Below are 24990 nucleotides of genomic sequence, written 5' to 3'. Positions count from 1 at the left end.
ATCGAACCCTAGCCTTGCTCACAGCGGCGTTTGCCGCACTCGCAACGATGGGGCCGCTGACAGCCGCGCCCGCAGCCAGTTCCGCACCCAAGGCGGCCATAGCCGCACGCCAGGCGGGCTATAAGAAGATGGGCGCCGCCATGAAGGCACTGAACGACCAGCTCAAGAGCGATGCACCTGTGAAGGCCACGCTAGTCGCTGCAGCCCAGGCCCTCGCCACAACGGCACGCGAACAGCCCAAATTCTTCCCCGCCGGCAGCGGCCCGGCTGCCGGTGTTCCCACCGACGCGCTGCCGAACATCTGGACCGACCGCGCTAACTTCGACGCGCAGATGGCCAAGTTGATCGGCGAATCCGGCAAGCTGGTGGTCGTCGCCAATGGCGGCAATGCCGAAGCGATCCGCGTCCAGGCCAAGGCGACCGGCGCGACCTGTGCCGCCTGCCATCGCCAGTTTCGTGCCGATACCTGACCGTGCCCGCCGCTGCCGCGTCCCTGCACGTCCGGATATGGGATCTTTATATTCGGCTGTTCCACTGGCTGCTGGTCGGCCTGCTCGCCTTTTCCTGGTGGAGTGGCGAGCGGCATGAGATGGAATGGCACCGCCTATCGGGCTACGCCATCCTCTTCCTGCTGGCCTTCCGCCTCTATTGGGGCTTTTTCGGTGGGAGGACAGCTCGCTTTGCGCATTTCGTGCGCGGACCGGGCGCGGCCATCGCTTATCTTCGCACGCTCGGGCAACGCCCATATCGCGCCACGCCCGGTCATAATCCGGTCGGCGGCTGGAGCGTGCTGCTGATGCTCGCGGCCCTGATGGGAATGGTGACAGCGGGGCTGTTCGCCGTGGATGTGGATGGCCTCGAATCCGGGCCGCTCGCCGACTATGTTAGCTTCGACCAGGGGCGCAGCGCGTCGGACATCCATGGTGTGTTGTTCAACCTGCTGCTGGCGCTGACCGCACTGCATGTGGTCGCGATCCTCTTCTATCTACTGCGCCTGCGCCATGATCTGGTCGGTCCCATGATCCATGGCCACCGTGCCGCATCCGCAGAGGATATGATCGATCATGTCGAAGCATCGCCATGGAAGGCACTTGTCGGCATCGTCATCGCCGCGGCCTGCACCTATGCTATCGCCACAGGCTTCCGCTTCTGACCTTAAGCCTTGGGCTCTTTAGCCTTCGCGTGGTGCTCGGGATGCGGCTGGCGAGGATGGTGACGAACTGAATTCGGATCAGGGGCACCCCACCAGCCCCAATCCGAGGCGAAGTCGTCAAACACGCCTCCTGAAACCGGCGCCCTCGACTGGCCACCAGAGGAAGCTCCTGACCATGCACCTTCGGTGCCCCCCCAATTGAGTCCCCACGAAGGAGTCCTGTCGATACGTATATTCCTCTCGATCTCGTTTGCCTGTGCGGCAGTCATGACCACCACCGCCGGCCATGCTCAGACGACGACACCGGACGATGGCGCGCGTCAGGACATTCTCGCGCTCGGAGCTGGCGTCGTCTGGGCATTATGTTGCCAGTGATGTCCGTCCGTTTCCAATCGCCGTCGCAGACATTTGCTAGGGTGACATCAATTTTCAGATTCGCGGGGCTGGTGCACGGGTCGATGTCTCGTCGGACCCATGGTTCGCGATCGGTCCGGTCATCGGACCGCTCCTACAACGCAGGGATGCCGATCGTCCCGTTGGCCTGCTTCCAGAGATCGACACCGCGATCGAGACGGGTGGTTTCGTCAGCTATCGGTTCGGCGGCAACGCGCTTGGAAGAACCGCAGCATGTCGAACTCGCGCTCATCCATGAAATATCGAACACCCATAACGGCATGCTGGCGAACGCGGAGCATAGCCGGACCTATTTCGGGATCGACCAAGCTAGCGCGAGCGCGAGCGGCCTTACGGCTCACCATCCGGGTTCCGGGATATCGGCGGGGGACCTCATGCTCTCCTACCGTTTCTGAGCCGCTACCTCGCTGATCAGCTTCTGGGGCGGTTACGCTCGACGGCCCATATGTGGACGGCCCCAGCTTGCAAGATGCATGCATATGTTTTTGATCGGATCGCTTGCGTTCATATGTCCAGCCTTTGTTGCGGTTGCACATGACCGCTAGCCAAGATGGTTTCCGCAGCGCGAGTTCCAAACAGCGTCGCGACCTGTAGCGGTCACTGTTGGGATGGACGGCCTCCTGCTTGAGTTCGCAACGACTCACTCTGGCACATTTCGATGCCGTACGGTGCCGTCCACCCCAACAGTGGCGCGGCGGCACCTTGAGGCCCTTTTGCTGATCGCTGCGACGAATGACCTCAACGACGAAATCGAGATAGCTGGCCTTGTCCATGAGTTTCAGGCGGTCATAAGCGCCGTCGGCAAAGAGATGCTTCACCATGGCTAACGCTTGCGAATACCATCAAGGATCGTCGGCGCGCCCACACTGTCCGAAATGTCGGCGGTAATAATGGGGACCATCAGCAGCCGGCCATCGGTGTCGACAGCAATGTGGCGTTTGCGCCCGACGATCTTCTTGCCTGCATAAAACCCGCGCTACTCTGCCGATAGCGCCTTGACTGACTGGCTGTCGATCACCGCTGCGCTCGGACTGACCTCCCGGCCCTGGCGCTCACGATCCAGCGTCAGTTCGATGTCGTGAATGGTCTGGAACAGAAACCTACGGGCCAGTTCTCGGAACCAGCCATAGACCGTTTGCCAAGCTCCAAAATGGATCGGCAGCATCCGCCCCGGCCAAACCCCGAACGAACCAGATCGCGAACTGCATTGATCACTTCGCGAAAATCCACCTCGCGAGGCCGACCGCGACGCCCGGGCCTGGGCATCATCGGCGTTATCCGCTCCCATTCCTCGTCGGTCAGATCACTCGGGTAGCGCTTCGTTTTCTCGGCAATCTGGGCCATTCGCCCCCGGCAGCGTCCACATCCTGAGCCTGAATCAAAACCGATGCCGCCTAGCAAATCCCGAAAACCGATCCACAAACAGCCTATGACGGCCTAAGCTTCATTGGCGCGGCATTCGCGAGACAGGAAATCAGCCGGTGAACCAACAATTATATCGACAGTAGCCACCAACCTTAGCGACGAAGACAACAGGCGATGCTCAGATTCAGGCGAATGAAGCACTGCTGAAATTCGTCTCCGTCCATGCCAATTTCCACAATCACTTCTCCCTCGAACGTCATCTCACCGATCGGAAGGCCTACAAAGAAGGAGCTCGGCCGCTCAGGGCGAGTGGCAGTCTCTCACGGCATAGCCCCCTGCCCTACTCGCTCGATGTGCATCCGGCATTGATGAAGACGCATTAAACCGACCACCCCGTCCATGACCATGCGTTGCGACCTACGCCTTAACAAAAAGACATATTTGAGTTGCTGACGTGCCCGGCGCTGCTAATCAAAATAGCCTCATGACGGAAAAGACGCGCTCTCCGGCACTCATGCGGTCGTTGGCATCAACGCCCCACATCCTGCTTGTAGAAGATGATCCGGAAATCTCTCGCCTGCTTGTAGACATGCTATCCGATAACGGCTTCAGTGCGTCCGCGGCCCGATCGGCGTGGGAGATGGACGGCTTCCTCGGTCGCGGGCAGGTCGACCTTATCGTGCTGGATTTGATGCTGCCGGGGGAGAATGGGCTGAGTATCTGCCGTCGGCTGCGCGCGTCATCCGACATACCGATCATAATGGTTACTGCGCGCGGTGAGGATGTCGACCGCATCATCGGTCTCGAAATCGGCGCCGATGACTATCTCCCCAAGCCGTTTAATTCCCGCGAACTCATAGCACGCATCCGTGCTCTCCTTCGTCGCACGCGAAGCGGTATCGATTCTGCGAGAGAAAGAGCAAAGCCGCTTGCGTTCGACGGTTGGGTGATCGACCCTGCCACGCGACGGTTGTGCGATCCCGAGGGGGTGACAGTCGCGCTGACAAGCGTGGAATTTGATCTCCTTCTCGCCTTTTGCCGAAATTTCGGCCGGGTTCTCTCGCGCGAACAGTTGATCGAAAGCGTTCACGGCGGGCCGGTGGGGCAGATCGATCGCAGCATCGACGTTCATGTGAGCCGGATCAGGCAGAAAATCGAAACAGATCCACGCGACCCCACGCTGATCAAGACAGTGAGGCTGGGCGGCTATATGTTCACGCCCCAGGTGGAGGAAGGGTGATGCGGTGGCCACGTCTGGAGTTCAATAGAGTCCAGACGCAGATCAGCCTGCTTGCCGTCATTTCGATTCTGCTCGGCATTCTACTGACAGTTACCGTGGTTCTTCTATTCAACGTGCGGGTTCCCGATCGCGATTCGGCAAATGAGATCCAACGGATGGCCGCCGTCGCTCAGCTTGCAGAGGCTGCGAATGACCCTGCAAAGGTCGCGATCATTGTCGAGACGGCGCAGCGCGCGAACATCAAGGTCCAGCTTGGGAAGCGGACAGATTTCCAAGGTGCCGAGACGTCGCCCAATTATAACGAACCCGATACCAACCAGCGTGAAAGGCTCCGCAGCATCCAGCTCGTTCGCCGGTTTTCCGACAGCCAGTTGGTTGCGCGACTCAGCAGCGGCGAGGTGCTCGTTTTCGAGCCCGAGACAACGCACATCTGGGGTTTCGTCGGGGCTCTCGTAGCGCTGATGACGCCAATGGTGATCCTGCTGATCCTGGTATTGTCGGTTTATGCAGTTCGCCGGATCATTGCGCCGCTGTCCACGCTTGCGACGGCCGCGCAATCTTTCGGGCGCTCTCCGCACGATGATCGGCTGATCGTTCGCAAGGGGCCGATTGAGATTGTTCAACTTGCCGACGGGTTGAACGATATGCGCTCGCGAATCCGTGCTCTCATCGATGACCGTACGCGAATGCTTGCGGCGGTCAGCCATGATCTGCGCACGCCGCTGACGCGGTTACGCCTGCGCGTGGAACGCGTCGCCGATCAGCCGATGCGCGAGGGGATGTTGCGCGAACTCGAGCGTGTCGATCGGATGCTGCGCGAGACTTTGGACTTCCTGCGCGACGACGCCGGTGGCGAAAGGCCATCGCGTGCGGATCTGCCAAGCATCTTGCAAACCATCTGCGCCGACTTCGCGGATATCGGCCATGATGTCTCCTATGAGGGGCCGGCGCGTCTCACCTGGATATGTCGGCCCAGCACATTGGCGCGGGCCATCAGCAATGTCGTGGACAATGGTTTGCAGCATGGCTCCAAAGTGCGCGTCCGCTTGCATGTCAACCAGGACACTGCCGCCGAAATTGATATCATCGACAATGGCGCGGGGATTCCGGAGTCTCTACACGACCAGGTGTTCGCCCCCTTCTTCAAGGTTGATGACGCAAGAGGCGGCAGTTCCGGGGGCTTTGGATTGGGCCTTTCCATTGCGCGAGCGACAGTACGATCTCATGGCGGGGACATTTTTCTAAGGCAGGAGATACCAGCCGGGTTCACGGTCAGGATCGTCATCCCCAGTATGAACCTGTAGTTTTTCGCACACCGAGCGACGAAACAACTCTTCACACAAGTTAAAACTACGCCGTCGCGGCCTCCTCTAACTCTGCGGCTCCCATGGAGCGAAGCAGATGAGGTGGCGCGCGATGTCCACAGTCGATACGAAGACGCAGACCCACCTTCGCCTGCAGATCCCTTCTCCGTCCGCGCAGAATTTCGGGGCGCGTGCGATGGCGACGCGCTTGCTCAACACCTTCGTGCTTACCGTGCTGGCGCTCATGCCTGTGCCCGCCGAAGCGCAGGACGATGATGAAGGCGTGCGGGAAACCCGCGTGACGCTGGGAGCACGGCTGGTCCCCAGCTTTCCGGGTGCCGACGGAATGGGCCTGCGCCCCTATGTCGACGTTTCGCGCAGGCGCGGAGACGAGCTGTTTCCTTTCAGGCCGCCTGATGAGAATCCCAGCGTGGTGGCCTACAACCGGGGCGCCATAATATTCGGTCCCGTAATTGGTTTGGTGGGGGAGCGTCGCCGAGACGATGTCGGTGGGCTCGACAAGGTCGCCTTCACTGTAGAAGCGGGCGCTTTCGTTCGCTACTCGCTCGATTCTCATTTTTACCTGTCGGCCGAAGCGCGGCAGGGGGTCAACGGGCATAAGGCGCTCACCGGCGTGATCAGGGCCGACTATGTCGCGCGCGACGGCGATCGGTGGCTATGGTCCCTTGGACCGCGATTGACCCTGGCGAGTGGCCGCTATGCGAAAACCTATTTTGCCGTCACGCCGCGCGAGGCGGCTGCGACGGGCCTGCCCGCCTATCGCCCCGACGGCGGTCTGTTCGCTGCGGGCGTGGCCCTCGGCGCACGTCGGCAATTGAGCCGCCGCTGGGGCGTTTTCGGCTATGCCAAATATGACAGATTGCTCGGCACCGCAGCAGACTCGCCCATCGTCGACCGTTTCGGTTCGCGGAATCAATGGTCCGGTGGCTTGGCGGTGAGTTACGTCTTCGGACGCCGCCAGAAGTGATCGGGCCGTTCCAAAGCGTAGAGGGCAACCGCCCGCAGCTTGCGGGCGGCGCCATCCATGGGTGAAGTTGCAGGCCCTCGCCCGCGCCGTTGGATTCTCATTGGCCTTGCGATCGTTATCGTCATCATCGGTATTGTCGGTTTTGGCGTTCTTGGCTTTGCCCGCCGCGAGTCACCCCCCATTGCGACGAAGTCCACGCCGGCGCTCACCGTGGCCGTGGCAGCGCCGCGCCGGGTCGTCTGGCCGGTAAGCTTCTCCGCGCAGGGTTCTCTCTCGCCTTGGCAGGAGGCCAGCATCGGCGCTCAGGTCGGCGGCTATCCGCTCATCGAAGTCCGCGTAAATGTTGGCGACCATGTGGCGAAAGGTGACGTGCTCGCGCGCATCGACTCCGCGCTGCTGCAGGCTGACGAGGCGCGGCTGGAGGCGAGCTACGCCGAAGCCGAGGCCAATCGCCAGCGCGCAATCAACCTTCAGCTCCGGGCCAGCGGTGCGATCAGCGCGGTGGATGTTCTCCAGTTCGTCACCAAGGCCAAGATGGCCGCCGCCGAACTCGCATCCAAGCGTCTCCAGTTGCGCTATACCGTCGTCGTTGCCCCCGATGACGGCGCCATTAGTGCGCGCACCGCCACATTGGGTGCGGTCGCTGGCGTTGGCCAGGAACTGTTTCGGTTGATCCGTCAGGGTCGCCTTGAGTGGCGCGGAGAACTCACGGCCGTGCAGCTCGTGCAGGTGAAGCGAGGCCAGCCAGTCGCACTCGACCTTCCCGACGGCAGTCAGGCCTTCGCCCGCGTACGCCAGACCGCACCCAGCCTCGATCCGCAGTCCCGCCTCGGCATCGTTTACGCCGATCTAGCGCCCGGAAGCCGGGCGCGCGCAGGCATGTACGCCAATGGCTCGGTACGGCTGGGCGAAAGCCCGGCGCTGGTCGTCCCGGCGGCCAGCGTCATCATTCGGGACGGTCGCAATTATGTTGTGAAACCCGCAGATCCGGGCGCGACACCGCGCGTCGCCCTGTCGGAGGTGAAAGTTGGCCGTCGCAACGGGTCCGACGTGGAAATCATCGATGGACTTGGCCAAGGCGATCAGGTGGTCATCCAGGGTGCGGCCTTCCTCAACGAGGGCGATGTCGTCCGCGTGGCAACGGTGGAAAGGCGAGGAACTTCGGCCGCGGGCGCGAGGCGCGATCGGTGAATCTCGCCACATGGTCGATCCGCAATCCGATTCCGGTCATCCTGCTCTTCACGCTGCTCGCGCTCGGCGGCCTTTGGGGATTTTTTAATCTCCCTATCCAGGACTTGCCCGATCTCGACCGACCGACTGTTACGGTGACGCTCACCCAGCCAGGCGCTGCGCCGGCGCAACTTGAGACTGAGGTCGCGCGCAAGGTCGAGGATTCGATCGCAAGCGTGGCTGGCGTCAGGCACATCACGACCTCGATCAGCGACGGGCAGGTCGCGATTACCGCTGTATTCGCCCTTGAAACGGCGATCCCCGAGGCGCTCATCAGTGTGAAGGACGCTGTCGACAGGGTTCGTTCCGATCTACCTACCGATGTGCTTGAACCCACGGTCAGCGCGGTGCGCACCAGCGGCGGCGCCATCCTGGTCTATGCCGTGGGCTCCTCGCGGATGAATGAGGAGGAACTGTCGTGGTTCGTCGACGACACGCTGGCCAAGGCCATCTCGGCCATTCGAGGCATCGGACGCTTCGAGCGGATCGGAGGCGTGAACCGCGAGGTCCGTGTCGAGGTCGATCCGGTGCGCATGGCGGGGCTAGGCGTCACCGCGGCTGACGTCTCGCGGGCGCTTCGTCAGGTCCAGCAGCAATCCTCGGGCGGTCGCGGCCAGATCGGCGGCCAGGAACAGTCGGTTCGCACCATCGCAACCGTGCGGCAGGCCGCCGACCTAGCCGCATTGCCGATCGTGCTTCCGGGCGGACGCCATCTGCGCCTCGATCAGGTCGCTACCGTCAGGGACACGGTCGCCGAACGGACGCAGCTCGCGCGCCGCGACGGCAAGCTTGCAGTCGGCTTCCAGATTTATCGGGCAAAGGGGTTCGACGAGACCAGGATCGCCGAAGATGTGCGGAGGGCGCTGGAGCAGATCAGGGTACAACATCCCTCATTGAGCTTCGATCAGGTGTCGGGCACGGTCGATTTCACGCTTGATCAATATCATGCCTCAATGGACATGCTCTACGAGGGCGCCTGCCTGACGGTCCTCGTGGTGTTTCTATTCCTGCGCGACTGGCGAGCGTCGCTGATCGCATCGACGGCGCTGCCGCTTTCGATCCTGCCGGCGTTCGCGGGCATGGCTGTGCTCGGGTACAGCCTCAACGTCGTGACCTTGCTGGCGCTCGCCATCGTAGCGGGCATCCTGGTGGACGATGCGATCGTCGAAATCGAGAATATCGAGCGCCATGCGCGGTCGGGCAAGCCGATCCGCGATGCCGCCAAGGAGGCGGTATCCGAGATCGGGCTCGCGGTGATCGCGACGACGATGAGCCTGGTGGCGGTGTTCTTGCCGACCGCGATGATGGGCGGCGTGGCGGGCCTGGTTTTCAAGCAGTTCGGCTGGACCGTGGTAATCGCGGTGCTTTCCTCACTGCTGGTCGCCCGTCTGCTGACGCCGATGATGGCAGCATACATCCTCAAGCCGCGTCCACCCAGGGAAGAAAAGGACGGCTGGGTGATGCTTCGCTACCTGACGGCCGCGAACTGGTGTCTTCGACATCGGCGCATCGCGATCGGCGGTGCGGCTTTGTTCTTTGTTGCGTCGCTCGCCCTGGTACCGTTTATCCCCTTCGGTCTGCTGCCAACCACGGATCGCGGTAGCACCACGATCAACTTCGAGCTTCCGACCGGAAGCTCGCTCGACGACACGCTCGGCGTTGCCGAGGCCACCCGGCTCGCCATCAAGGACGTGCCGGGAATACGGACGATCTTCACGACCATAGGGCAACCTCAACAAGCGGGAAGGGGACTTCAGCAAGCCGGCAGGATTGAAAAGGGAGCGCTCGTACTGGCGCTCGCCGCCCCCAACGAGCGTCCGTCGCAGGCGGAAATCGAGAAGCAGGTCGGCGCCCGCCTGCTCGCCATTCCAGGCGCGCGTTTCTCGATCGGCGCGGGTCGTCCGGGCGAAAAGATGCAGCTCACGCTTTTCGGCGACAATAGCCAGGCGCTCGTCGCCACGGCGGAGCAACTCGCTCGCGAACTGCGGGAGGTCGCGGGGCTTTCCAATATCCAGACCACGGCCAGCCTCGATCGGCCGGAAATCGTGATCAGACCGGATCTCGCGCGCGCCGCCGAACTTGGCGTCACCACCCAGACGATCGGCGATGTCGTGCGCGTCGCAACGGCGGGCGACCGCGACCAGAATGTCGCGCGCCTGAACCTCGACAATCGACAGCTCTACATCCGGGTGCGGTTCCCGGACCTCGACCGGTACAGCCTCGACACCTTCGCCAATCCGCGCGTCAACGCCCGCGATGCGCTGGTGCCGTTGTCGAGCGTGGCCGATCTTTCGATCGAGAGCGGACCAGTGCAGATCGATCGCTATGACCGCCACCGCTATGTAACCGTCAATGCCGACCTTGGCGGCGTCCCGTTAGGCACGGCGCTCAAACAAGCCGCGGCGCTTCCGGCATTGCAGAACCTGTCATCGGGTGTCCACCTGATGAAGACAGGCGATGCCGAGATTCAGGCCGAACTCGCCTCAGGCTTCGGCCTTGCAATCGTGGTCGGGATTCTGTGCGTGTTCTGCGTGCTTGTCCTGCTGTTTGCGGATTTCCTTCAACCCATCACGATCCTCGCGGCACTGCCTTTATCGATCGGCGGCGCGTTCCTGGCATTGCTTGTCGTGGGCAGTGCCTTCGACATTCCCTCCATGCTCGGCCTCGTGATGTTGATGGGCGTCGTCGCCAAGAATTCGATCCTGCTCGTCGAGTTCGCGATCGTTGGCATCCGCGATCGCGGGCTTTCGCGCAGCGACGCGCTGATCGACGCCTGTCACAAACGCGCCCGCCCGATCGTGATGACCACCGTCGCCATGATCGCCGGCATGGCGCCGATCGTGCTCGGCCTTGGTTCGGGGGCAAGCTTCCGGCAACCGATGGCGATCGCCGTCATCGGCGGCTTGCTCGCCTCGACGGCGCTTAGCCTGCTGATCGTGCCGGCCGTGTTCACCTATCTCGACGACCTCGAGCAATGGATCAAGCGGCGCTTTCATCCATCCGGTCGATCAAGTCCGAAAGGACCCGGTTTCGAGGCTGGAGCTGTTGTTGAATCAGTTCCAGGCCCAACACAAGGGAGACCCCATGATGCGTGATATTGGCCGTGCGATCCTGCTCGCCGTCATCTTCTCCACGGCTTCGGACGCAGAGGCGAACACCAGTGACGGAAGCAGCCTGTCAGCGCTCGATCGAAATGGCGATGGCTATCTGGATCGCGCCGAATTCCGCGCAGCCGTGCGCGTTCGTTTCGATGCGATCGATAGCGATCGGAGCGGGTCGATCACCAGGGGTGAACTTCGCGGCTATGCCTTCAAGCATCTGATCTTCAAGGCCCGCGACCCCATTCTCTCCCTCCGCCATCGCCCGAAAAACCCGCCGTTCGACGCCAATGGAGAAATGTCGTTCGAGGCCTTTGTCCATATGCTGGAGGTACAGCGGTTCGACGTGGCCGACACGGATCATGACGGCCGGGTGTCCCGAGAAGAAGCGCGCATTGAAGACGGTTGAGGCACGCCGTTTGGATACCCGTGCCGGCGGAATTCGGCCGCTCCGACCCCCGCGTGACAGTCCGGCAGTTCGCCCAGGGCTATCCCGCAACCTGGCCGGGCCGCCCCGCGCTGGCCTCGGTCACCCTTGATAAGAGTCCAACTGTAAATAAGCCTACACAATGTTTCCCCTTGTTATAGAGCGCGACGCCGGTGCGCTGAAGTCGGTCGGGATCGATGCCTTGACAGCAAAGAAATAGTCGGACAAATTAATTTGAAAACACTGTTTCATATACGTAAATGAAGCGCGCCCGGGCGAGGAAATGTTGCAATGACTATCACGAGACGAAGCCTTTTTAGCGCCGTCGCAGCGGCGGGGTTGGTTGGTGCGTCGAAGGCCTTGGCAGCCGATCTGGTTCCTCCTGATTTCGATCAAATCGCCAAGGGGGCATTCGAACCAACCTGGAATTCTCTCAATGCCGGCTATCGGGCGCCCGACTGGTTCCGCGACGCCAAGTTCGGGCTTTGGGCGCATTGGGGTGCGCAATGCGTCCCGGAGGCGGGCGACTGGTACGCTCGCAGTATGTACATGCCCGGCCAGCCTGCCTACGACCACCATCTCAAGACTTATGGCCACCCGGCCGATACCGGCTTCATCGACATTTATCCCCGATGGCAGGCGGAGAACTGGAACCCCGAGGACCTGCTGGATCTCTACGCCAAGGCTGGTGCGAAATATTTCGTGGCCATGGCCAATCACCACGACAATTTCGACGCCTACCAATCGAGGTTCCATGACTGGAACTCGGTCCGTGTCGGTCCCAAGAGGGACATCATCGGCCTATGGGCGAAGGCCGCCCGCAAGCAGGGCTTGCGTTTCGGCGTCTCCAATCATTCGGCCCATGCTTGGCACTGGTTCCAGACCGCCTACGGTTATGACACCGAAGGGCCGCGCAAGGGTGAGCGCTACGATGCCTTCAAACGCTTCGCGGTGGATGGGCAAGGGAAATGGTGGGAAGGTCTGGATCCACAGCAGCTCTATGCCGGCTCGGTCATGCCGCTGCCGGAGGGTGTCGAGACGAACGCCGCCGCCGCCGCGTGGCACGAGGCCAACGACCGTGTGTGGACCGAGAAGGCTCCGCTGAACAATCCGGCATTCACCCGCCAATGGTATTTGCGGTGCAAGGACCTGATCGACAGCTATCGGCCCGATCTCGTCTATTTCGACAATTTCGACCTGCCGCTTGAGCAGGCGGGCCTGGACATCGCCGCCCATTACTACAACGCGTCGGTGCAATGGCACGGCAAGCTGGACGCGGTCATCAACATTAAACCCCACGACACCCACCGCCCGGGGATCGTCGCCGACGTCGAGCGGGGCCTGCGCAGCGAGATCAGCCCCGAGCCGTGGCAGACCGATACCTGCATCGGCGATTGGCACTATAATCGCCGGATATTCGAGGAGAAGCGTTACCTGCCCGCCGCCGAGGTCATCCATCGGCTTTGCGACATCGTTTCCAAGAACGGCAATCTGCTGCTCAGCATTCCCGTTCGCGGCGACGGCACGATCGACTCCGAGGAGCGACGGATCGTCGAGGAGATCGGCGGCTGGATGGGCAGGTTCTCCGACGCGATCCACGGCACGCGGCCTTGGACGATCTTCGGTGAAGGACCGACGACCGTAGCTGCGGGTATGTTCAGCGAAGGCAAGCAGAAGCCGTTCACGCCTCGGGACATCCGTTTTACGACAAAAGGCGACGCGCTCTATGCGATTACCCTGGGTCAGCCCGAGGGGGGAGAGGTCGTTGTCACGACTCTCGCTAGAGACGACCGCCACGTCAGGAGAGCAGTGCGACGGGTGACCATGGTCGGCGACAAGACGCCGCTGGCCTTCCACCAGGATCAAACGGGCCTCCGGGTGACCTTGCCCGCCGGCGCGCGGCATCCGTTCGGCGTTGCCTTCAGAATCGAGGGAGTTTTGTAGCTTTAGCGGCGCGGAACGATGAAGGACTCCCCATCCGCGCCACTTGTGGCGGCGTTGAGAGTGTCGGCGGGAGTGCGGGTAAAAGGAAGCGGCGAGGAAAACGTTGCACTCTAGGCCATTCCAGGCCCGTTCAATTCGAACGTTGCATCGCTCGAAGTTTATCGCGTGCTCAACTGGTTCCGGGACGCGAAGTTCGGGAACGGGTCGCACAGGAGGGCCGCAGGCCGTGCCCGGACAGGGCGACTGGTAAGCAGCGAGCGTGTTGTGTGTCCGTCGCGTGAATGGTAGCCGCATCAAAATTTCGCCGAATTCGATTGTTGAGAAGGGTGATAACGATGAAGACGCTTCTGGCACTCGCGCTGAGCTTGGTCTGGGGTGTGTCGGCCGCATCGGCAACGACATGGCCTGAGGGGACCAAGGCGGCGGTGGTGCTGACCTACGACGACGCCCTGGACTCCCAACTCGACCATGCCGTGCCGGTGCTGGACGCGGCTGGGTTCAAGGCGACCTTCTTCCTTTCTGGCTTGAAGGTGGAGGCTGTTCCGCGTTGGCGCGCCGTGGGCGCGGAGGGCCATGAACTTGCCAACCACACCATCTTCCACCCCTGTCCTGCCTCCAAATTTTCCACCGACCCGCGCAACACATCCGAGGCCTATACGCTGGCGAGCATGCTGAAAGAGATCGAGCAGCAGAACGTTTTTCTGACCGCGCTGGATGGCAAACCGACCCACGGATTCGCATCGCCATGTGGCCAGACCATGGTCGGCTCCCTCGATTATATCGAGGCTCTCAGGGCCGCGAATCTGGTGACCTATGTGCGCGGGGTCTACGCCTCGTCCGACGACCTCCGCGCCGACGTCGACCGGATGGATCCGATGCATATCCCCTCACGTGGCTTCGATGAGGGGGTCACAGGTGCGCAGTTGATCGATTTCGCCAAGCAGGCGCAAGCAGGCGGTGGCATGGCGGTCTACCTGTTCCATGGCGTCGGCGGTGACTACCTGCAGGTCTCCGACGCCGCGCATCGCGAGCTGATCGCATGGCTCGCTGCCCACCGTAGCGAGGTCTGGGTGACCACCCTGCAGGGTGCGCTGGATTGGGCCAAGGCGCATCCGAATCCGCAAAAATAAGTGGTGTCCCGAATAAACCGACCAACGGGATACCCACCAATCCACGCCAAACCGTTCGTGAAGAGGCTGAAAAACGACGCTGTGGACGCACGCAGCGGCCATTGCCGAAGCGGCTGCCGTTTAGCTGCGTTGCGGGATTGAACAGCTCGAGCAGATTGCGCGCGCGAATGTCCTGAGACCATGTGCCGCGAAAGCGCGACGCATCGTTCAACTGCCAGTTGCCACCCAGCTTCCCTGTCGTGACACCGCCCGAGATGCTGTAGTCCGCGTATCGAAGGCCGCGCTGAAGCCGCCTGAGGTCAGGACATGACGTTCGGCCGGACGCGCGGTCGACGTAGGGCGTGTCTGGCAACCAGACAGCAACAGGATCGCGAAAGCTGTCAGTGGGATGCGACACAACGTAACCGTCCGATTGTTCTTGCGATTACATAGAGTAATCGCAAGCCGATTGTTACCGCAGTGTTTGGGCCTTGAAGCGGGCGGCGAGTTCGGGATCATCGACGAAGGCATCGAGGAAGTCGTACCAGGCTTGAGTCGTAAGGCGCGCATTTCTAAGCATGTCGCCCAATTCTTCGACGCCGTCGTCGGTCAGCGCTGTGACGGCCTCGTCCGGGCCGGTGTAGACGCTGATGATGGTGCCGTATGTCAGGTTGTCGTCATTCCAGACGATCGCTTCGAGCAACTCCACGTCCTCGCCGAGCATCGTGGCGACATAGTCGAGGGTGCGGATGTGAGTGACCGTGGCCATCAGGCAGCGAGGGCTTGAGGCGCGCTTATCGGTGCCCATTTCCACGGCAATAATTCGTCGATCCGGTTGATCTTGTGATCGTGGAGACGCTCGAGCACGTCGGCGAGGTACGCCTGCGGATCCAGGCCGTTCATCCTGGCGCTTTCACGTGCCAGCGTCTCGGCGCCTGTGTCGGCGCCAGCGAAGAGCCAGTTACGCCGTCCCAGAGCGATGCCTGATTCATTGTGCTGCTCCTTTTCAAATGGTGGGAAACAGGGATTTTTGGTTTTCGTCTTGAGTGCGACACGGACTTTTTCGCGGGATCGCGGCTTGGATTTCGGGTTTTTCGAGGTCCGCGGCGCGGATTTGATGCGGTGCACCAGGCATAATCTGCTCGGTCGGGAGCAAGCCAGCTTCGACGACACAGCGGATTTTGTGGTTTGTGACGCCGAACTTGGCTGCGGCCTCCGACATGGTGAGCCATTCACCGCCTCGTGGCGACGAGCCACATCTGCCAGCGTCGCGCTATTGACACCGACGGATCCGATGATCTCCACCTTCTGCTGATCCGTCCACCGCCACCGCCGTTCCTGACCCAGTATCTCCGTCCGCATCGCAAACCTCAATCATGAGACGTCGCTATGACCGTCTCTTACGAAATCACCCCGCTATTAGGCGGGCCGTACCAATCGGGCGGTTACCGGAGATCATCCATCCGATGCCTATCATCCCCTCCCCTCATAGTCCTGCGTCGGCGGCGAAGCCTCGATTGAGGATTGTCGCTCCTGCGGAAATGGCGCTCACGAGCAGAAACGCGATCATGAAACCGGCATAGGTGTCGAACGGCCGTGTACCCAGTTCGAGCGCTGCGGCCGCAACGCAAATGCCGAGCGACAGGCTAAGCTGCTGGAACGTGCCATATAGGCTAGTCGCGGCGCTCATCCGCGATTGCTCGACATCGACGAAGGCAACGGCGTTATAGGCTGTGAACAGGAAAGACATGAAAAAGCCCGAGGCCACCAAGATCGCGACGATCGCGGCCAACGGCCAGTCTGGGCGGAAAAAGGCGCAACTGGCATAGCCGATGCTGGCGGCTATCGTGGCAGCTGTGAGGCTGTCACGATAGCCGAACCGGCGGATGATAGCTGGCGCGATCGGCTTCATCGCCAACGCCCCGACCGCGCTCGCCATCATGATCGTGCCGGTTGTCGCAGCAGATAAGCCAAGGCCGATTTGGAACAGCAGGGGTAACAGGAATGGCTGCGCACCCTGCGTGATCCGCGCCAGATTACCCGCCGCCACCGACAGCCCGAAGGTCGGGATGCCCAACAGCGACAGGTCGAGGATCGGGTCGCTGATCCGGCGGGCATGGTGCAAATAGGCGAAGGCCAACACCGCCCCACTGCCCAGCAGCAGGACTATCACCAGGACGGACAGCGGGCGGCTGGCCAGTTCGAAGCCGAATATCAGGCAGCCCAGCGCCATGCCCGACAACAGGAATCCTTTGCCATCAAATCGGCCGGGGGCGTCGTCCTTTACCTGCGGGATTAGCAGGAGCGACAAGACGAGCCCGACCATGCCGATCGGGATGTTGATGTAGAATATCCATCGCCAGTCCAGATAGGTGACGATCAGGCCGCCGACCGGCGGTCCCACGATCGGCCCGACCAGAGCGGGCATCACCAGCCAGGACAGGGCCGCGACCAGATCCTGTCGCGCCACGCTGCGCAACAGGACAAGGCGGCCGACGGGAACCATCATCGCCCCGCCCAGCCCCTGGATGAAGCGGGCCGCGACCAGCATGACGAGGCTGGTGGACTGGGCGCAGGCGATCGATCCCGCCATGAAGACGGCAATCGCACCACAAAAGACGGTGCGGGAGCCGAAACGGTCGGCTAATCGCCCACTGGCGGGAATGAACACCGCGAGGGACACCAGATAGGCCGTCAGCGCAAGGCTGAGGCTGGACGCCGTGACCTCTAGATCGCGCGCCATGGCAGGCAGGGCGATGGTCAGCACCGTCGCGTCAAGTTGTTGCATGAACAGCGCAAAGGCGACGACCAGCGCGATAATGCGGTAGTTGCGGGGCTGATCAGACAACGGAATGCCCCGATTTTATGGGAAAGGAAGCGTCTCGACCGCTGGTTTCCGGCGCGATCTTATCCGGCCATATTTTCCAGCCCTGACCTGTCGCCCCTTGCGTCGCTGCCAAGAACACGTCGCTCCAATCTCTGTGCAACCGAATCCCGGATCGGATCGCCCGCCCGGATCTTACGCCAAGTATTATAGCTGATGCCAAATTGCATCATCAGCACGTCACTCGTCTGGCCAACCATTCCGGCCACCATATGATCGACCACATGCTGCGGCACCGGCCGCATCGTGGCGAGACGGGCATTGGTCATTATCTCCTCTCCCCTATGAAAGTGCGAGCGCGACACTCATGCCGCGCCCGCGATGGTCGTTCAGAAAGAAACCCGCACGCCTGCCGTAATATAACGGCCGATGGGGTCATATGCGCTGCTCGCCGCCGTGGTGAAGGTGGTGACGGGCGGAGGCGACAGCGGCGGCGCGCGATTGAACAGGTTCGCCACCGACAGGTAGATCTGCTGCTTTCCGCCGCCGATGTTCAGATTATAGGTGCCGGTGACGTTGGTGTAGAACACCGCGGGCGTACTGTTGTCGTTGATGTCGATACCTTCGATCCGGGTGGCGTCCAGTTTTGCCGCGCTGATGAAGCGTTCCTGCACGAACAGGGAAAAGGCCTCGTTCGACCAGTTTGCCTGAAGCACCCCGCTCCATTTGGGCGTGATCGTTTCACCCAGCCCTTCGCGGACCGGAGAACCCGGCGTCTGCGAATTGTTCGTCGTCGCATGGTTGCCGATCAGACGCACATTAAGGTCGCCGCCGGCAAAGTCGGTCTTGTAGCCAATCTCGAAATCTATGCCCGCGACGGTCTGCACCGCCAGATTGAGGTTGGGGCGCAGGATGCTGAGCGATCCCGAAGGCAGCACCGTGATGTTCGCGCACTGGACCTGATTGCCCGCCGCACATTCGTCGACCACCCGCTGTTCTGGCAGCGTGGAGATCGCGTCTTTCAGTTTGATCTTGTAATAGTCGAGCGACGCCTGGAAGCCGGGCAGCCAGCCGGGCTGATAGACGCCGCCGAAGGTCAGGGTGCGCGCGCGTTCCGGCTTCAGATTGGGGTTGCCGGTGGCGAAGTTCACCTGCGGCGTGGTCACGCCATTATAGACGACATTGCCGTTGAGCTGCGTCGCGGGATTGAACAGTTCGAGCAGGTTGGGCGCGCGAATATCCTGTGACATGGTGCCACGCAGGCGCAGGGCATCGTTCAATTCCCAGCTTCCGCCCAGCTTCCATGTCGTGACGCCGCCTGATGTGCTGTAATCGGCGTAGCGCACCGCGCCATTGAGGTCGAGCGACTGGGCGATCGGGCTGTCCTTCAGGATCGGGATCGCGACTTCCAGATAGCCTTCCCGGATATCATATTCGCCGGAGAATGGCAGAGGATTGAAGAAGCGATAAGGCCCCTGACGCCCGGACAGCGCGGCTGGTCCGCCGCGGATACCGGTGAAGTCGATGCGCGTGGGCGACAGCGCGTCGGTGGTCTGGTTCGCCGTTTCCTTGCGATATTCGACACCCGCAGCGATCGCGATCGGCCCGGCCAGCTGGATGCTTTCGCCCAGGTCGCCGTTGATGTTGGCGGACACGACATGCTGGCGCAGGCGCAGGTTCAGCACATTGTCGCCGGTGACATAGTCGGTGATCGCCTGATTGGCCGCTTGCGGTCCGAACAGGTTGCGCGGGGTGCAGCCCGAGTCGAGACCCGCCAGCGTGGAGCGGCAGACGATCTGGCCGGACGCATTGCGCACCGCGTCGGCGGACGCATAGAGGTTGCGCGCAATGGTCAGGTTATTGGAACGCAGTTCCTGATCGGATTGGCCGAAATTATAGGACGCATCATATTTCCACGGTCCGCCCAGGTCGCCACGCACGCCGACCGAGCCATGATAGACGTCGATGGTCGATTCATTTTCGACCAGCGGGAGTTCCTTTTCGAACCGGCCGAGCTGGAACGACTCGACATTGGCCGCAATCATGCGGGCCAGGATGTCGGCCGGCAGATAGGCATTGTCGCGATAGATGGTGTAGGCCGCGTTCGACCCCACATTCTGGCTAACGAATGCGCCTTGGTTCGTGTGACTGCGGGCATACAGCCCTTCGACGAAGAAGGTCGCCGCCGACGACAGATCGAATTCGGCGCGGGCGAAGCCGTTATACCGTTCCTGCGTGGGTTGCAGGCCGATATTGGCACGCGCACCGTCGCCGCCGCTCTGGAATGCCGTGCCTGTCACCGTGCCATAGTTGAAGGGCGCAGACCTGCCGCCCTCCAGAAACTGCGTGCCCCTGAGCGGCCCCGAACTGATCAGGCCGCCATAGGTGCCGATCGAACTGCGGATCGAGGGGATGATGAGGTTGAGCGGACGCGCGCCTGCCACAGGGTTCACGATCTGCCCTGCATTGCCGTCGAACCAGTCGCGCCCGGTTTCCTGATCCGCGCGCAACCCCTTCTGGTAGAAATAATCCACGCCCGCGACGAAACGCAGCCGGTCGTCGGCGCCCGCCGTGCCATAGGCCAGCGAGCCGCCAAAGGATGGCAGGTCGCCGTGCGTCGAAATACCGGTCAGCGCCTCGGCCTTGAAGCCCTTGAGCTTGGTGTCGAGGACGAAGTTGACGACGCCCGCCACCGCGTCCGAACCATAGGCCGCCGATGCGCCGCCGGTGACGACATCGACCCGGCTGACCAGCTCCTGCGGAATGATGTTGATGTCGACCGACCCGCCACTGTTGGTCGCAGGCAGGCGACGTCCGTCGAGCAGGATCAGTGTCCGCTGCGCGCCAAGGCCGCGAAGGTTGAGCAGATTCTGGCCGCTGCTGCCGCCACGGCTGTTGGTGGTGGACGGGCTGGATGTCTTCGTGCTGCCGCTGAAGGCCGGCAACTGATTCAGGCCGTCGGCCAGATTAGTTGGTGCTGCGACGCGCAACTGTTCGGAACTGGCCATCGTCACCGGGGTCGGTGTCTTGAAGCCGTTGGCGACGCGGCTGCCGGTGACGACGATCGATGCGTCATCGACGGCGGCCGTGCCCTGTGCAGGTGGCGCATCATCGGCAGGCGTCGCCGTTTCCGCGACCGGCGCGGCCGCATCCTGCGCCATGACCGGCGTTGCGATCGCCAGCGCCAATGCCATCGGCATCAGCGCTGACCCTTGCGCGAACAGGCTTTTCAGTTTGGTGTGCATCTCAAATTCTCCCGGATTTTTTATCGTTGGTTTTGAAACGTCAGTGAGTGTTTAGGCCTGATCCTCTGCGCGGCGGTTGATACGGCTGCCGATCAGCAGCGCGAGCAGGGAAATGACGGCGGCGGCGGCGCACCACGCGCCGGGGATCGCCTTGTCCCCCGTCACGCCGATCAGCGCGGTGCTGATCGCCGGGGTAAAGCCACCGAAGATCGCCGTCGCCATGCTGTACGCCAGGCTGAAGCCCACGGTGCGGACATGCCCCGGAATGATCTCGGTCAGATAGACGATGAAGGCGCCGTTATAGGTGGCGTAGATCGCGGCCAGCAGCAGTTCGACGGCCAGCAGCTTGCCAAAGCTGGGATCGGCAACCAGCCAGCTCATCAGCGGATAGGCCAGCACCGCGCCCAGCACCGTTGCGGTGATCAGCAGCGGTCGACGACCGACCTTGTCCGACAGCGCGCCCATGACGGGCAAAAGGATGAAGTTGGTGAGGCCGACGCAGGCGGTGACGAACAGCGCGTCGCCTGCGCCCAAGTTCAGCACCTTGCTGCCGAAAGTCGGGGTGTAAGCCGTGATCATGTAGAAGAAGACGGTCGTCATCACCGCCATCAGCGCGCCCTGAAGAACGATGCCCCAGTTATTGCCGATGATCCGCATGATCTGGCCGATCTTGGGATGTTCCTTGCGGTTAAGGAAGGCTTCGGTTTCCTCGACATGGCGGCGGATGATGAACAGGAAGGGGATCATCACGCAGCCGATGATGAAGGGGATGCGCCAGCCCCAGGCCTGCATCGTTTCGGGCGACAGGCTGGTCGATACAATCAGGCCGATCAGCGCGGCGAACACTACCGCCGCCTGTTGGCTGGCCGACTGCCACGAGGTGAAGAAGCCCTTGCGGTGCGGCGGCGCGATTTCGTTGAGGTAGACGGATACGCCGCCGACCTCGACCCCTGCCGACAGACCCTGAACGAGGCGTCCCGCTAGAATGATCAGCGGCGCGGCAAGGCCGATCTGCTCATAGGTCGGCGTAATGGCGATAGCCAACGTGCCCAGGGCCATCAGGCCCAGAACCAGCAGCAACCCCTTGCGGCGCCCATGATGATCCACATAAGCGCCCAGCACCAGCGCACCCACCGGCCGCATCAGGAAGCCCGCGCCAAAGGTCATCAGCGTCAGCAGAAGCGACGCAAATTCACTGCCGGTCGGAAAGAAGGCCTTCGAAATATAGGTGGCGTAATAGCCGAACACCATGAAATCGAACATCTCCAGAAAGTTGCCGCTGGCGACGATGAAGATGGATTTGAAGGCGGATTGCTTTTTTTCCGCCGTGACTTCGGCGGTGCCGCCGGAAGCCAGCGTCGTTTGCGCGGTCATGGATTTGCCTTTCGTGATGCTGGTTCCAGCCCGCTTTCGCGGATGACGGCATCGGCCTTGGAGGAGGAGAGATAGTCCAGCAGGGCGCGGGCCGGTTGCTGTCTGGTGGAGTAGGCGACGATGCCGCCGGAGAAGGCCGTGACTTTCTGAAGGGAGTCGGGCAGCAGGCCGATGATACGGATGCCCTTGACGGGTTTCAGTTCCGACAATTGCTGGAAGCCGATCTCGGCCTGCCCGCTGGCGACGATCTCGCCGACGGGCGTGGCGGGAATCATGCGGCCCTTGGGACGGACCTGATCGGCGATACCCAGTTTATCGAGCATCGTGGTCTGGATGTAGACGCCGCTCGCACTGTCCGACCACGCCACTGATTTCGCAGCGATTAAGGTGTCGCGCAAAGCTTCCGGCGTCGAAATGTCGGGAACGGGCGCACCCGCTTTGACCGCAATCGCGATTTTCGACAGGCCCAGATCGACCTGCGTGCTGGGCGTCACCTTGCCCTCAACCGCCAGCCGGTCAAGCGCAGACCGGGCAAGGATCACGACATCGGCGTCCTCATGCCGGGCAAGACGCGCAGGAATGGCCTGGGGCGTGTCGCCCATGGACGGGCCGTGTCCCGTGACGATGCGCGTGCCGGTTTCAGCCATATATTGTTTGGCCAGCGCGTCGAACGCGATGTTGAAACCGCCTGACGTCAGGACGTGCAGTTCGGCGGAAGGTGCCGCCTTGAGCACGGGCGTAGTGGACGCGGTCTGACACCCAAAGAGCAGAGGCGCAACCAACAGGGCCAGCGCCGATCCCATGCGCCGCCGCAAGCGGAACGATCGCAAAGCGGTCATGAAAAATTATCCGATGGCCGTTGCATTGCCGTTCCGCTCCCTTGCGCCTGCCTCTACGGGCGATCCTTGCGTCGATGGATGCGAACCGATCCGCGACGCGACATTCATTTGACGATAGAAGCGGCTGGCCATAGATTTATCAAATGCAATGACCGGCGCAGTTGATGTGCTTTGCGCATAAATGGGGAGAGCAGGGGTGCTTCGTCAGCTTTATGTCCAGATGATTCTGGGCATCGTCGCCGGGACGATCGTGGGTCATGTCTGGCCTGCGGTCGGTGTCGTGCTGGGTCCGCTGGGCATCGCCTTCATCAAGACGATGCGCATGATGGTGCCGCCGATCCTGTTCTGCACCATCGTCGACGGCATCGTGCTGCATGGTGGGGCGCTGCGCACCGGGTCGACCATCGCCCGCGCGCTGATCATCTTTCTGGCGATAACCATCATCGCCCTGCTGGCCGGCACGTCCGTCGCCAGCCTGATGCGGCCCGGCGCGGGGTTGAGCCTGCCGCCGGTTCCCGTAAATCTCGACCTGCACCGGCAACTGGCCGCCGCGCCGATCAACGGTCCGGGGGAATTCCTGCTGCGGATGGTGCCGGAAACCTTCTTTTCCGCCTTCACCGCTGGCGATGTATTGCCGGTGCTGTTCATCGCGGGCCTGGTCGGCTTCGGGCTGGTGCGCATCGGCCCGGCGGGTGATCCGATCGCCAAGGGATTGCGAGCGCTGACCAAATTGCAGTTCGCGATTTTCGGCTTTCTCGTACGGATCGCGCCCGTCGGCGCCTTTGGCGCGATCGCCTATACGGTCGGCACCTATGGCATCGGCTTTATCGGTTCGCTGGGGATGCTGGTAGCCACTTTAGCGCTGGCCTGCATGGCCGTGATCGCCATACTCCTGATCGTCGTCCGGGGTGTGACGGGCCTGTCACCGTTCAGGCTGCTGCGCTATTTTCGCGACGAATTGCTCATCGTGGCCGGTACGTCATCCAGCGAGGTCGTGTTGCCGCGACTTATGACGAAACTGGAAGCTTTGGGAGCCAGCCCTGCGGTCGTGGGTCTGGTCGTGCCGCTTGGCTATACCCTTAATCTTGCAGGAACAGCGGTCTATCTGGTGGTGGCAACGCTGTTCCTGTCCGAAACGCTTGACATCGCGATGCCGCCGGACCGGCTGGCACTGTACCTGATCGTCATGCTGGCAACGTCCAAGACGGCTGCGGGCGTCACGGGGAGCGGCTTTTCCGCCCTTCTGCTGACCCTGTCGCTCCTGCCCGATATACCGGTCGGCGCAGCGGCGATGCTGATCGCGGTGGATCGCATCCTGTCGACCATGCGGGCGCTCACCAGCGGGCTGGCGAATATCAGCGCGTCGTTGCTGGTCGCGCGATGGGATGGCGCGACGATCAGTCTGGTCACGCCGCCGCCCACGCTTCGGACAGAAGAGTGACGAGCCGCGCCGCAGCAGGCGACAGCGGCGCGGCAGGCCGTTTCAGCAGCCCGATCGTGCGCGCGATGACAGGTTCGCCAAGCGGCCGCCAGACCAGATCCCGCGCCTCTGGCCCCGCGCAGGCGAGGCGCGGCAGGATCGACGGACCCAGCCCCGCATCGACCAGTGCCAGCGCCGATGTCAACCGCGTGACTTCATAGAACCATGTCAGATTGATGCCGTGCGCGGCAAGGCCCGCTTCCAGCGTCGTGCGATTGCCGCTGGCACGGTGGACGGTGACAAGCCGCATACCGATCAGGTCGGCCCACGCCACGTCCGACATCGCCGCCAACGGATCATCCTTGCGGCATATCAAGCCATAAGGGTCTTCATGCAGCGCTGTGTAGGACAGGTCCGCATCGACGGACACGGGCAGCGACAAGCCGAATTCCGCTTCCCCCGTCCGCACCGCCTCCGCACATTCGGTGGCGGACAGGTCGAGGATGCGGACGCGGGTATTACGATAATCCTCTGCGAACCGTTGCAGCACTTCCGGCAAGAAACGCACGGTGGCACTGGGTACGCTAGCCATCGTAATGCGCCCCGCCTGATGCTCGCCCTGCACCATCAGCCCCACGAGCGATCCGTCGATTTCGTCCAGCATGCGACGGATAAGCGGAATGACCTCCTGTCCTGAAGGTGTCAGCCGAACAGTGCGGGTGGTCCGCTCGATCAGCAAGGTTCCCACAGCATTTTCGAGCTTCTGTATTCGTCTACTTAGCGCGGGTTGGGACAGGTTGAGTTGCTGCGCCGCACGATGGAAGCTGCGCCCTTCGGAAACAGCGACAAGGGCTCGAAGATCCAGCAGTTCACAATTGATCGTCAGCATCAAGGCACCGGAATGTGTCGCGAGAAGAGCTTCGTCCGATAACATGGGCAGATCAAATTTGCCAAATTATTGCTCTTCTTGCATCAATAATATGGAAGGCAAGCCAACCGATCACAGACTGCCATGG

At 61.9% G+C, this 24990-nt stretch carries 19 protein-coding genes and 2 pseudogenes; 11 read left to right on the top strand and 10 right to left on the bottom strand.

Features of this window, described 5'->3' with window-relative positions; all coding sequences use genetic code 11:
• Window positions 1-47 precede the first annotated feature (47 nt).
• Both MOK15_RS21145 and MOK15_RS21140 read left to right on the top strand, forming a co-directional pair.
• Window positions 48-470 carry a cytochrome c gene (locus MOK15_RS21145; RefSeq protein ID WP_347567240.1) on the top strand — a complete coding sequence of 141 codons (423 nt, stop codon included), beginning with the start codon at window positions 48-50 and terminating at the stop codon, window positions 468-470.
• Window positions 467-1153, top strand: coding sequence for a cytochrome b/b6 domain-containing protein (locus MOK15_RS21140; RefSeq protein ID WP_242933804.1), 687 nt, complete (start codon window positions 467-469; stop codon window positions 1151-1153). The genes MOK15_RS21145 and MOK15_RS21140 overlap by 4 nt, the downstream gene beginning before the upstream one ends.
• Before the next feature lie 508 nt (window positions 1154-1661).
• Here the strand turns inward: MOK15_RS21140 and MOK15_RS21135 are convergent.
• Both MOK15_RS21135 and MOK15_RS21130 read right to left on the bottom strand, forming a co-directional pair.
• Window positions 1662-1799 (bottom strand): hypothetical protein, encoded by a 138-nt coding sequence (locus MOK15_RS21135; protein WP_242933810.1) that lies wholly within the window; start codon window positions 1797-1799, stop codon window positions 1662-1664.
• Between the two features lie 457 nt (window positions 1800-2256).
• Window positions 2257-2911, bottom strand: a pseudogene (locus tag MOK15_RS21130) (IS5 family transposase); the annotation flags it as partial.
• A gap of 505 nt (window positions 2912-3416) precedes the next feature.
• Between MOK15_RS21130 and MOK15_RS21125 the strand changes: the two are divergent.
• The 8 genes from MOK15_RS21125 (at window position 3417) to MOK15_RS21090 (ending at window position 14293) form a co-directional block, all read left to right on the top strand.
• Complete coding sequence (locus MOK15_RS21125) at window positions 3417-4172, top strand: response regulator (RefSeq protein WP_242933638.1); 756 nt, start codon at window positions 3417-3419, stop codon at window positions 4170-4172.
• Window positions 4172-5476 (top strand): HAMP domain-containing sensor histidine kinase, encoded by a 1305-nt coding sequence (locus tag MOK15_RS21120; RefSeq protein WP_242933637.1) that lies wholly within the window; start codon window positions 4172-4174, stop codon window positions 5474-5476. The genes MOK15_RS21125 and MOK15_RS21120 overlap by 1 nt, the downstream gene beginning before the upstream one ends.
• A 112-nt stretch (window positions 5477-5588) precedes the next feature.
• Complete coding sequence (locus MOK15_RS21115) at window positions 5589-6464, top strand: MipA/OmpV family protein (protein WP_242933636.1); 876 nt, start codon at window positions 5589-5591, stop codon at window positions 6462-6464.
• 57 nt (window positions 6465-6521) lie between these two features.
• Complete coding sequence (locus tag MOK15_RS21110) at window positions 6522-7655, top strand: efflux RND transporter periplasmic adaptor subunit (protein ID WP_242933635.1); 1134 nt, start codon at window positions 6522-6524, stop codon at window positions 7653-7655.
• On the top strand, window positions 7652-10789 hold the full coding sequence (locus MOK15_RS21105; protein ID WP_242933634.1) for an efflux RND transporter permease subunit: 3138 nt from the start codon (window positions 7652-7654) through the stop codon (window positions 10787-10789). The genes MOK15_RS21110 and MOK15_RS21105 overlap by 4 nt, the downstream gene beginning before the upstream one ends.
• Complete coding sequence (locus MOK15_RS21100; RefSeq protein WP_242933633.1) at window positions 10779-11201, top strand: EF-hand domain-containing protein; 423 nt, start codon at window positions 10779-10781, stop codon at window positions 11199-11201. Before MOK15_RS21105 ends, MOK15_RS21100 begins: the two co-directional genes overlap by 11 nt.
• A 309-nt stretch (window positions 11202-11510) precedes the next feature.
• Window positions 11511-13163 carry an alpha-L-fucosidase gene (locus MOK15_RS21095; RefSeq protein WP_242933632.1) on the top strand — a complete coding sequence of 551 codons (1653 nt, stop codon included), beginning with the start codon at window positions 11511-11513 and terminating at the stop codon, window positions 13161-13163.
• A 335-nt stretch (window positions 13164-13498) separates the two neighbouring features.
• The gene (locus tag MOK15_RS21090; RefSeq protein WP_242933631.1) at window positions 13499-14293 is read left to right on the top strand and encodes a polysaccharide deacetylase family protein; all 795 of its coding nucleotides are present in this window, start codon (window positions 13499-13501) and stop codon (window positions 14291-14293) included.
• Between the two features lie 451 nt (window positions 14294-14744).
• On the opposite strand, the gene MOK15_RS21080 is transcribed toward MOK15_RS21090, so the two are convergent.
• The 7 genes and pseudogenes from MOK15_RS21080 to MOK15_RS21050 all read right to left on the bottom strand — a co-directional run bounded on the left by MOK15_RS21080 (window position 14745) and on the right by MOK15_RS21050 (window position 22554).
• Complete coding sequence (locus MOK15_RS21080; protein ID WP_242933630.1) at window positions 14745-15041, bottom strand: hypothetical protein; 297 nt, start codon at window positions 15039-15041, stop codon at window positions 14745-14747.
• A pseudogene (locus tag MOK15_RS21075) lies at window positions 15041-15253 on the bottom strand (transposase domain-containing protein); the annotation flags it as partial. The gene MOK15_RS21080 and the pseudogene MOK15_RS21075, both read right to left, overlap by 1 nt.
• A 505-nt stretch (window positions 15254-15758) precedes the next feature.
• Complete coding sequence (locus MOK15_RS21070; protein WP_242933629.1) at window positions 15759-17120, bottom strand: MFS transporter; 1362 nt, start codon at window positions 17118-17120, stop codon at window positions 15759-15761.
• Window positions 17121-17179: 59 nt separating this feature from the next.
• Window positions 17180-17425, bottom strand: coding sequence for a hypothetical protein (locus MOK15_RS21065; RefSeq protein WP_242933628.1), 246 nt, complete (start codon window positions 17423-17425; stop codon window positions 17180-17182).
• 60 nt (window positions 17426-17485) lie between these two features.
• Window positions 17486-20341 carry a TonB-dependent receptor gene (locus MOK15_RS21060; protein WP_242933627.1) on the bottom strand — a complete coding sequence of 952 codons (2856 nt, stop codon included), beginning with the start codon at window positions 20339-20341 and terminating at the stop codon, window positions 17486-17488.
• 51 nt (window positions 20342-20392) lie between these two features.
• The gene (locus tag MOK15_RS21055) at window positions 20393-21715 is read right to left on the bottom strand and encodes an MFS transporter (RefSeq protein ID WP_242933626.1); all 1323 of its coding nucleotides are present in this window, start codon (window positions 21713-21715) and stop codon (window positions 20393-20395) included.
• Window positions 21712-22554 carry a substrate-binding domain-containing protein gene (locus tag MOK15_RS21050; RefSeq protein ID WP_242933625.1) on the bottom strand — a complete coding sequence of 281 codons (843 nt, stop codon included), beginning with the start codon at window positions 22552-22554 and terminating at the stop codon, window positions 21712-21714. Before MOK15_RS21050 ends, MOK15_RS21055 begins: the two co-directional genes overlap by 4 nt.
• 181 nt (window positions 22555-22735) lie before the next feature.
• Between MOK15_RS21050 and MOK15_RS21045 the strand changes: the two genes are divergently transcribed.
• Window positions 22736-23995: a cation:dicarboxylase symporter family transporter gene (locus tag MOK15_RS21045; protein WP_242933624.1), complete on the top strand. Its 1260-nt coding sequence runs from the start codon at window positions 22736-22738 to the stop codon at window positions 23993-23995.
• On the opposite strand, the gene MOK15_RS21040 is transcribed toward MOK15_RS21045, so the two are convergent.
• Window positions 23961-24863 (bottom strand): LysR family transcriptional regulator, encoded by a 903-nt coding sequence (locus MOK15_RS21040; protein WP_242933623.1) that lies wholly within the window; start codon window positions 24861-24863, stop codon window positions 23961-23963. The genes MOK15_RS21045 and MOK15_RS21040 overlap by 35 nt on opposite strands.
• Window positions 24864-24990 lie beyond the last annotated feature (127 nt).

Origin of the sequence: Sphingobium sp. BYY-5, assembly GCF_022758885.1 — a bacterium.
In the GTDB taxonomy this organism is placed as follows: Bacteria; Pseudomonadota; Alphaproteobacteria; order Sphingomonadales; family Sphingomonadaceae; genus Sphingobium.
This window is presented reverse-complemented; position numbering and strand designations above follow the sequence as displayed.

Coding starts and splice junctions, on each gene's coding strand:
- MOK15_RS21145 (WP_347567240.1), top strand. CDS start 48: ATGGGGCCGCTGACAGCCGCGCCCGCAGCCAGTTCCGCACCCAAGGCG.
- MOK15_RS21135 (WP_242933810.1), bottom strand. CDS start 1,799: ATGAGCGCGAGTTCGACATGCTGCGGTTCTTCCAAGCGCGTTGCCGCC.
- MOK15_RS21125 (WP_242933638.1), top strand. CDS start 3,417: ATGACGGAAAAGACGCGCTCTCCGGCACTCATGCGGTCGTTGGCATCA.
- MOK15_RS21120 (WP_242933637.1), top strand. CDS start 4,172: ATGCGGTGGCCACGTCTGGAGTTCAATAGAGTCCAGACGCAGATCAGC.
- MOK15_RS21115 (WP_242933636.1), top strand. CDS start 5,589: ATGTCCACAGTCGATACGAAGACGCAGACCCACCTTCGCCTGCAGATC.
- MOK15_RS21110 (WP_242933635.1), top strand. CDS start 6,522: ATGGGTGAAGTTGCAGGCCCTCGCCCGCGCCGTTGGATTCTCATTGGC.
- MOK15_RS21100 (WP_242933633.1), top strand. CDS start 10,779: ATGATGCGTGATATTGGCCGTGCGATCCTGCTCGCCGTCATCTTCTCC.
- MOK15_RS21095 (WP_242933632.1), top strand. CDS start 11,511: ATGACTATCACGAGACGAAGCCTTTTTAGCGCCGTCGCAGCGGCGGGG.
- MOK15_RS21090 (WP_242933631.1), top strand. CDS start 13,499: ATGAAGACGCTTCTGGCACTCGCGCTGAGCTTGGTCTGGGGTGTGTCG.
- MOK15_RS21080 (WP_242933630.1), bottom strand. CDS start 15,041: ATGGCCACGGTCACTCACATCCGCACCCTCGACTATGTCGCCACGATG.
- MOK15_RS21065 (WP_242933628.1), bottom strand. CDS start 17,425: ATGACCAATGCCCGTCTCGCCACGATGCGGCCGGTGCCGCAGCATGTG.
- MOK15_RS21060 (WP_242933627.1), bottom strand. CDS start 20,341: ATGCACACCAAACTGAAAAGCCTGTTCGCGCAAGGGTCAGCGCTGATG.
- MOK15_RS21055 (WP_242933626.1), bottom strand. CDS start 21,715: ATGACCGCGCAAACGACGCTGGCTTCCGGCGGCACCGCCGAAGTCACG.
- MOK15_RS21050 (WP_242933625.1), bottom strand. CDS start 22,554: ATGACCGCTTTGCGATCGTTCCGCTTGCGGCGGCGCATGGGATCGGCG.
- MOK15_RS21045 (WP_242933624.1), top strand. CDS start 22,736: ATGGGGAGAGCAGGGGTGCTTCGTCAGCTTTATGTCCAGATGATTCTG.
- MOK15_RS21040 (WP_242933623.1), bottom strand. CDS start 24,863: ATGCTGACGATCAATTGTGAACTGCTGGATCTTCGAGCCCTTGTCGCT.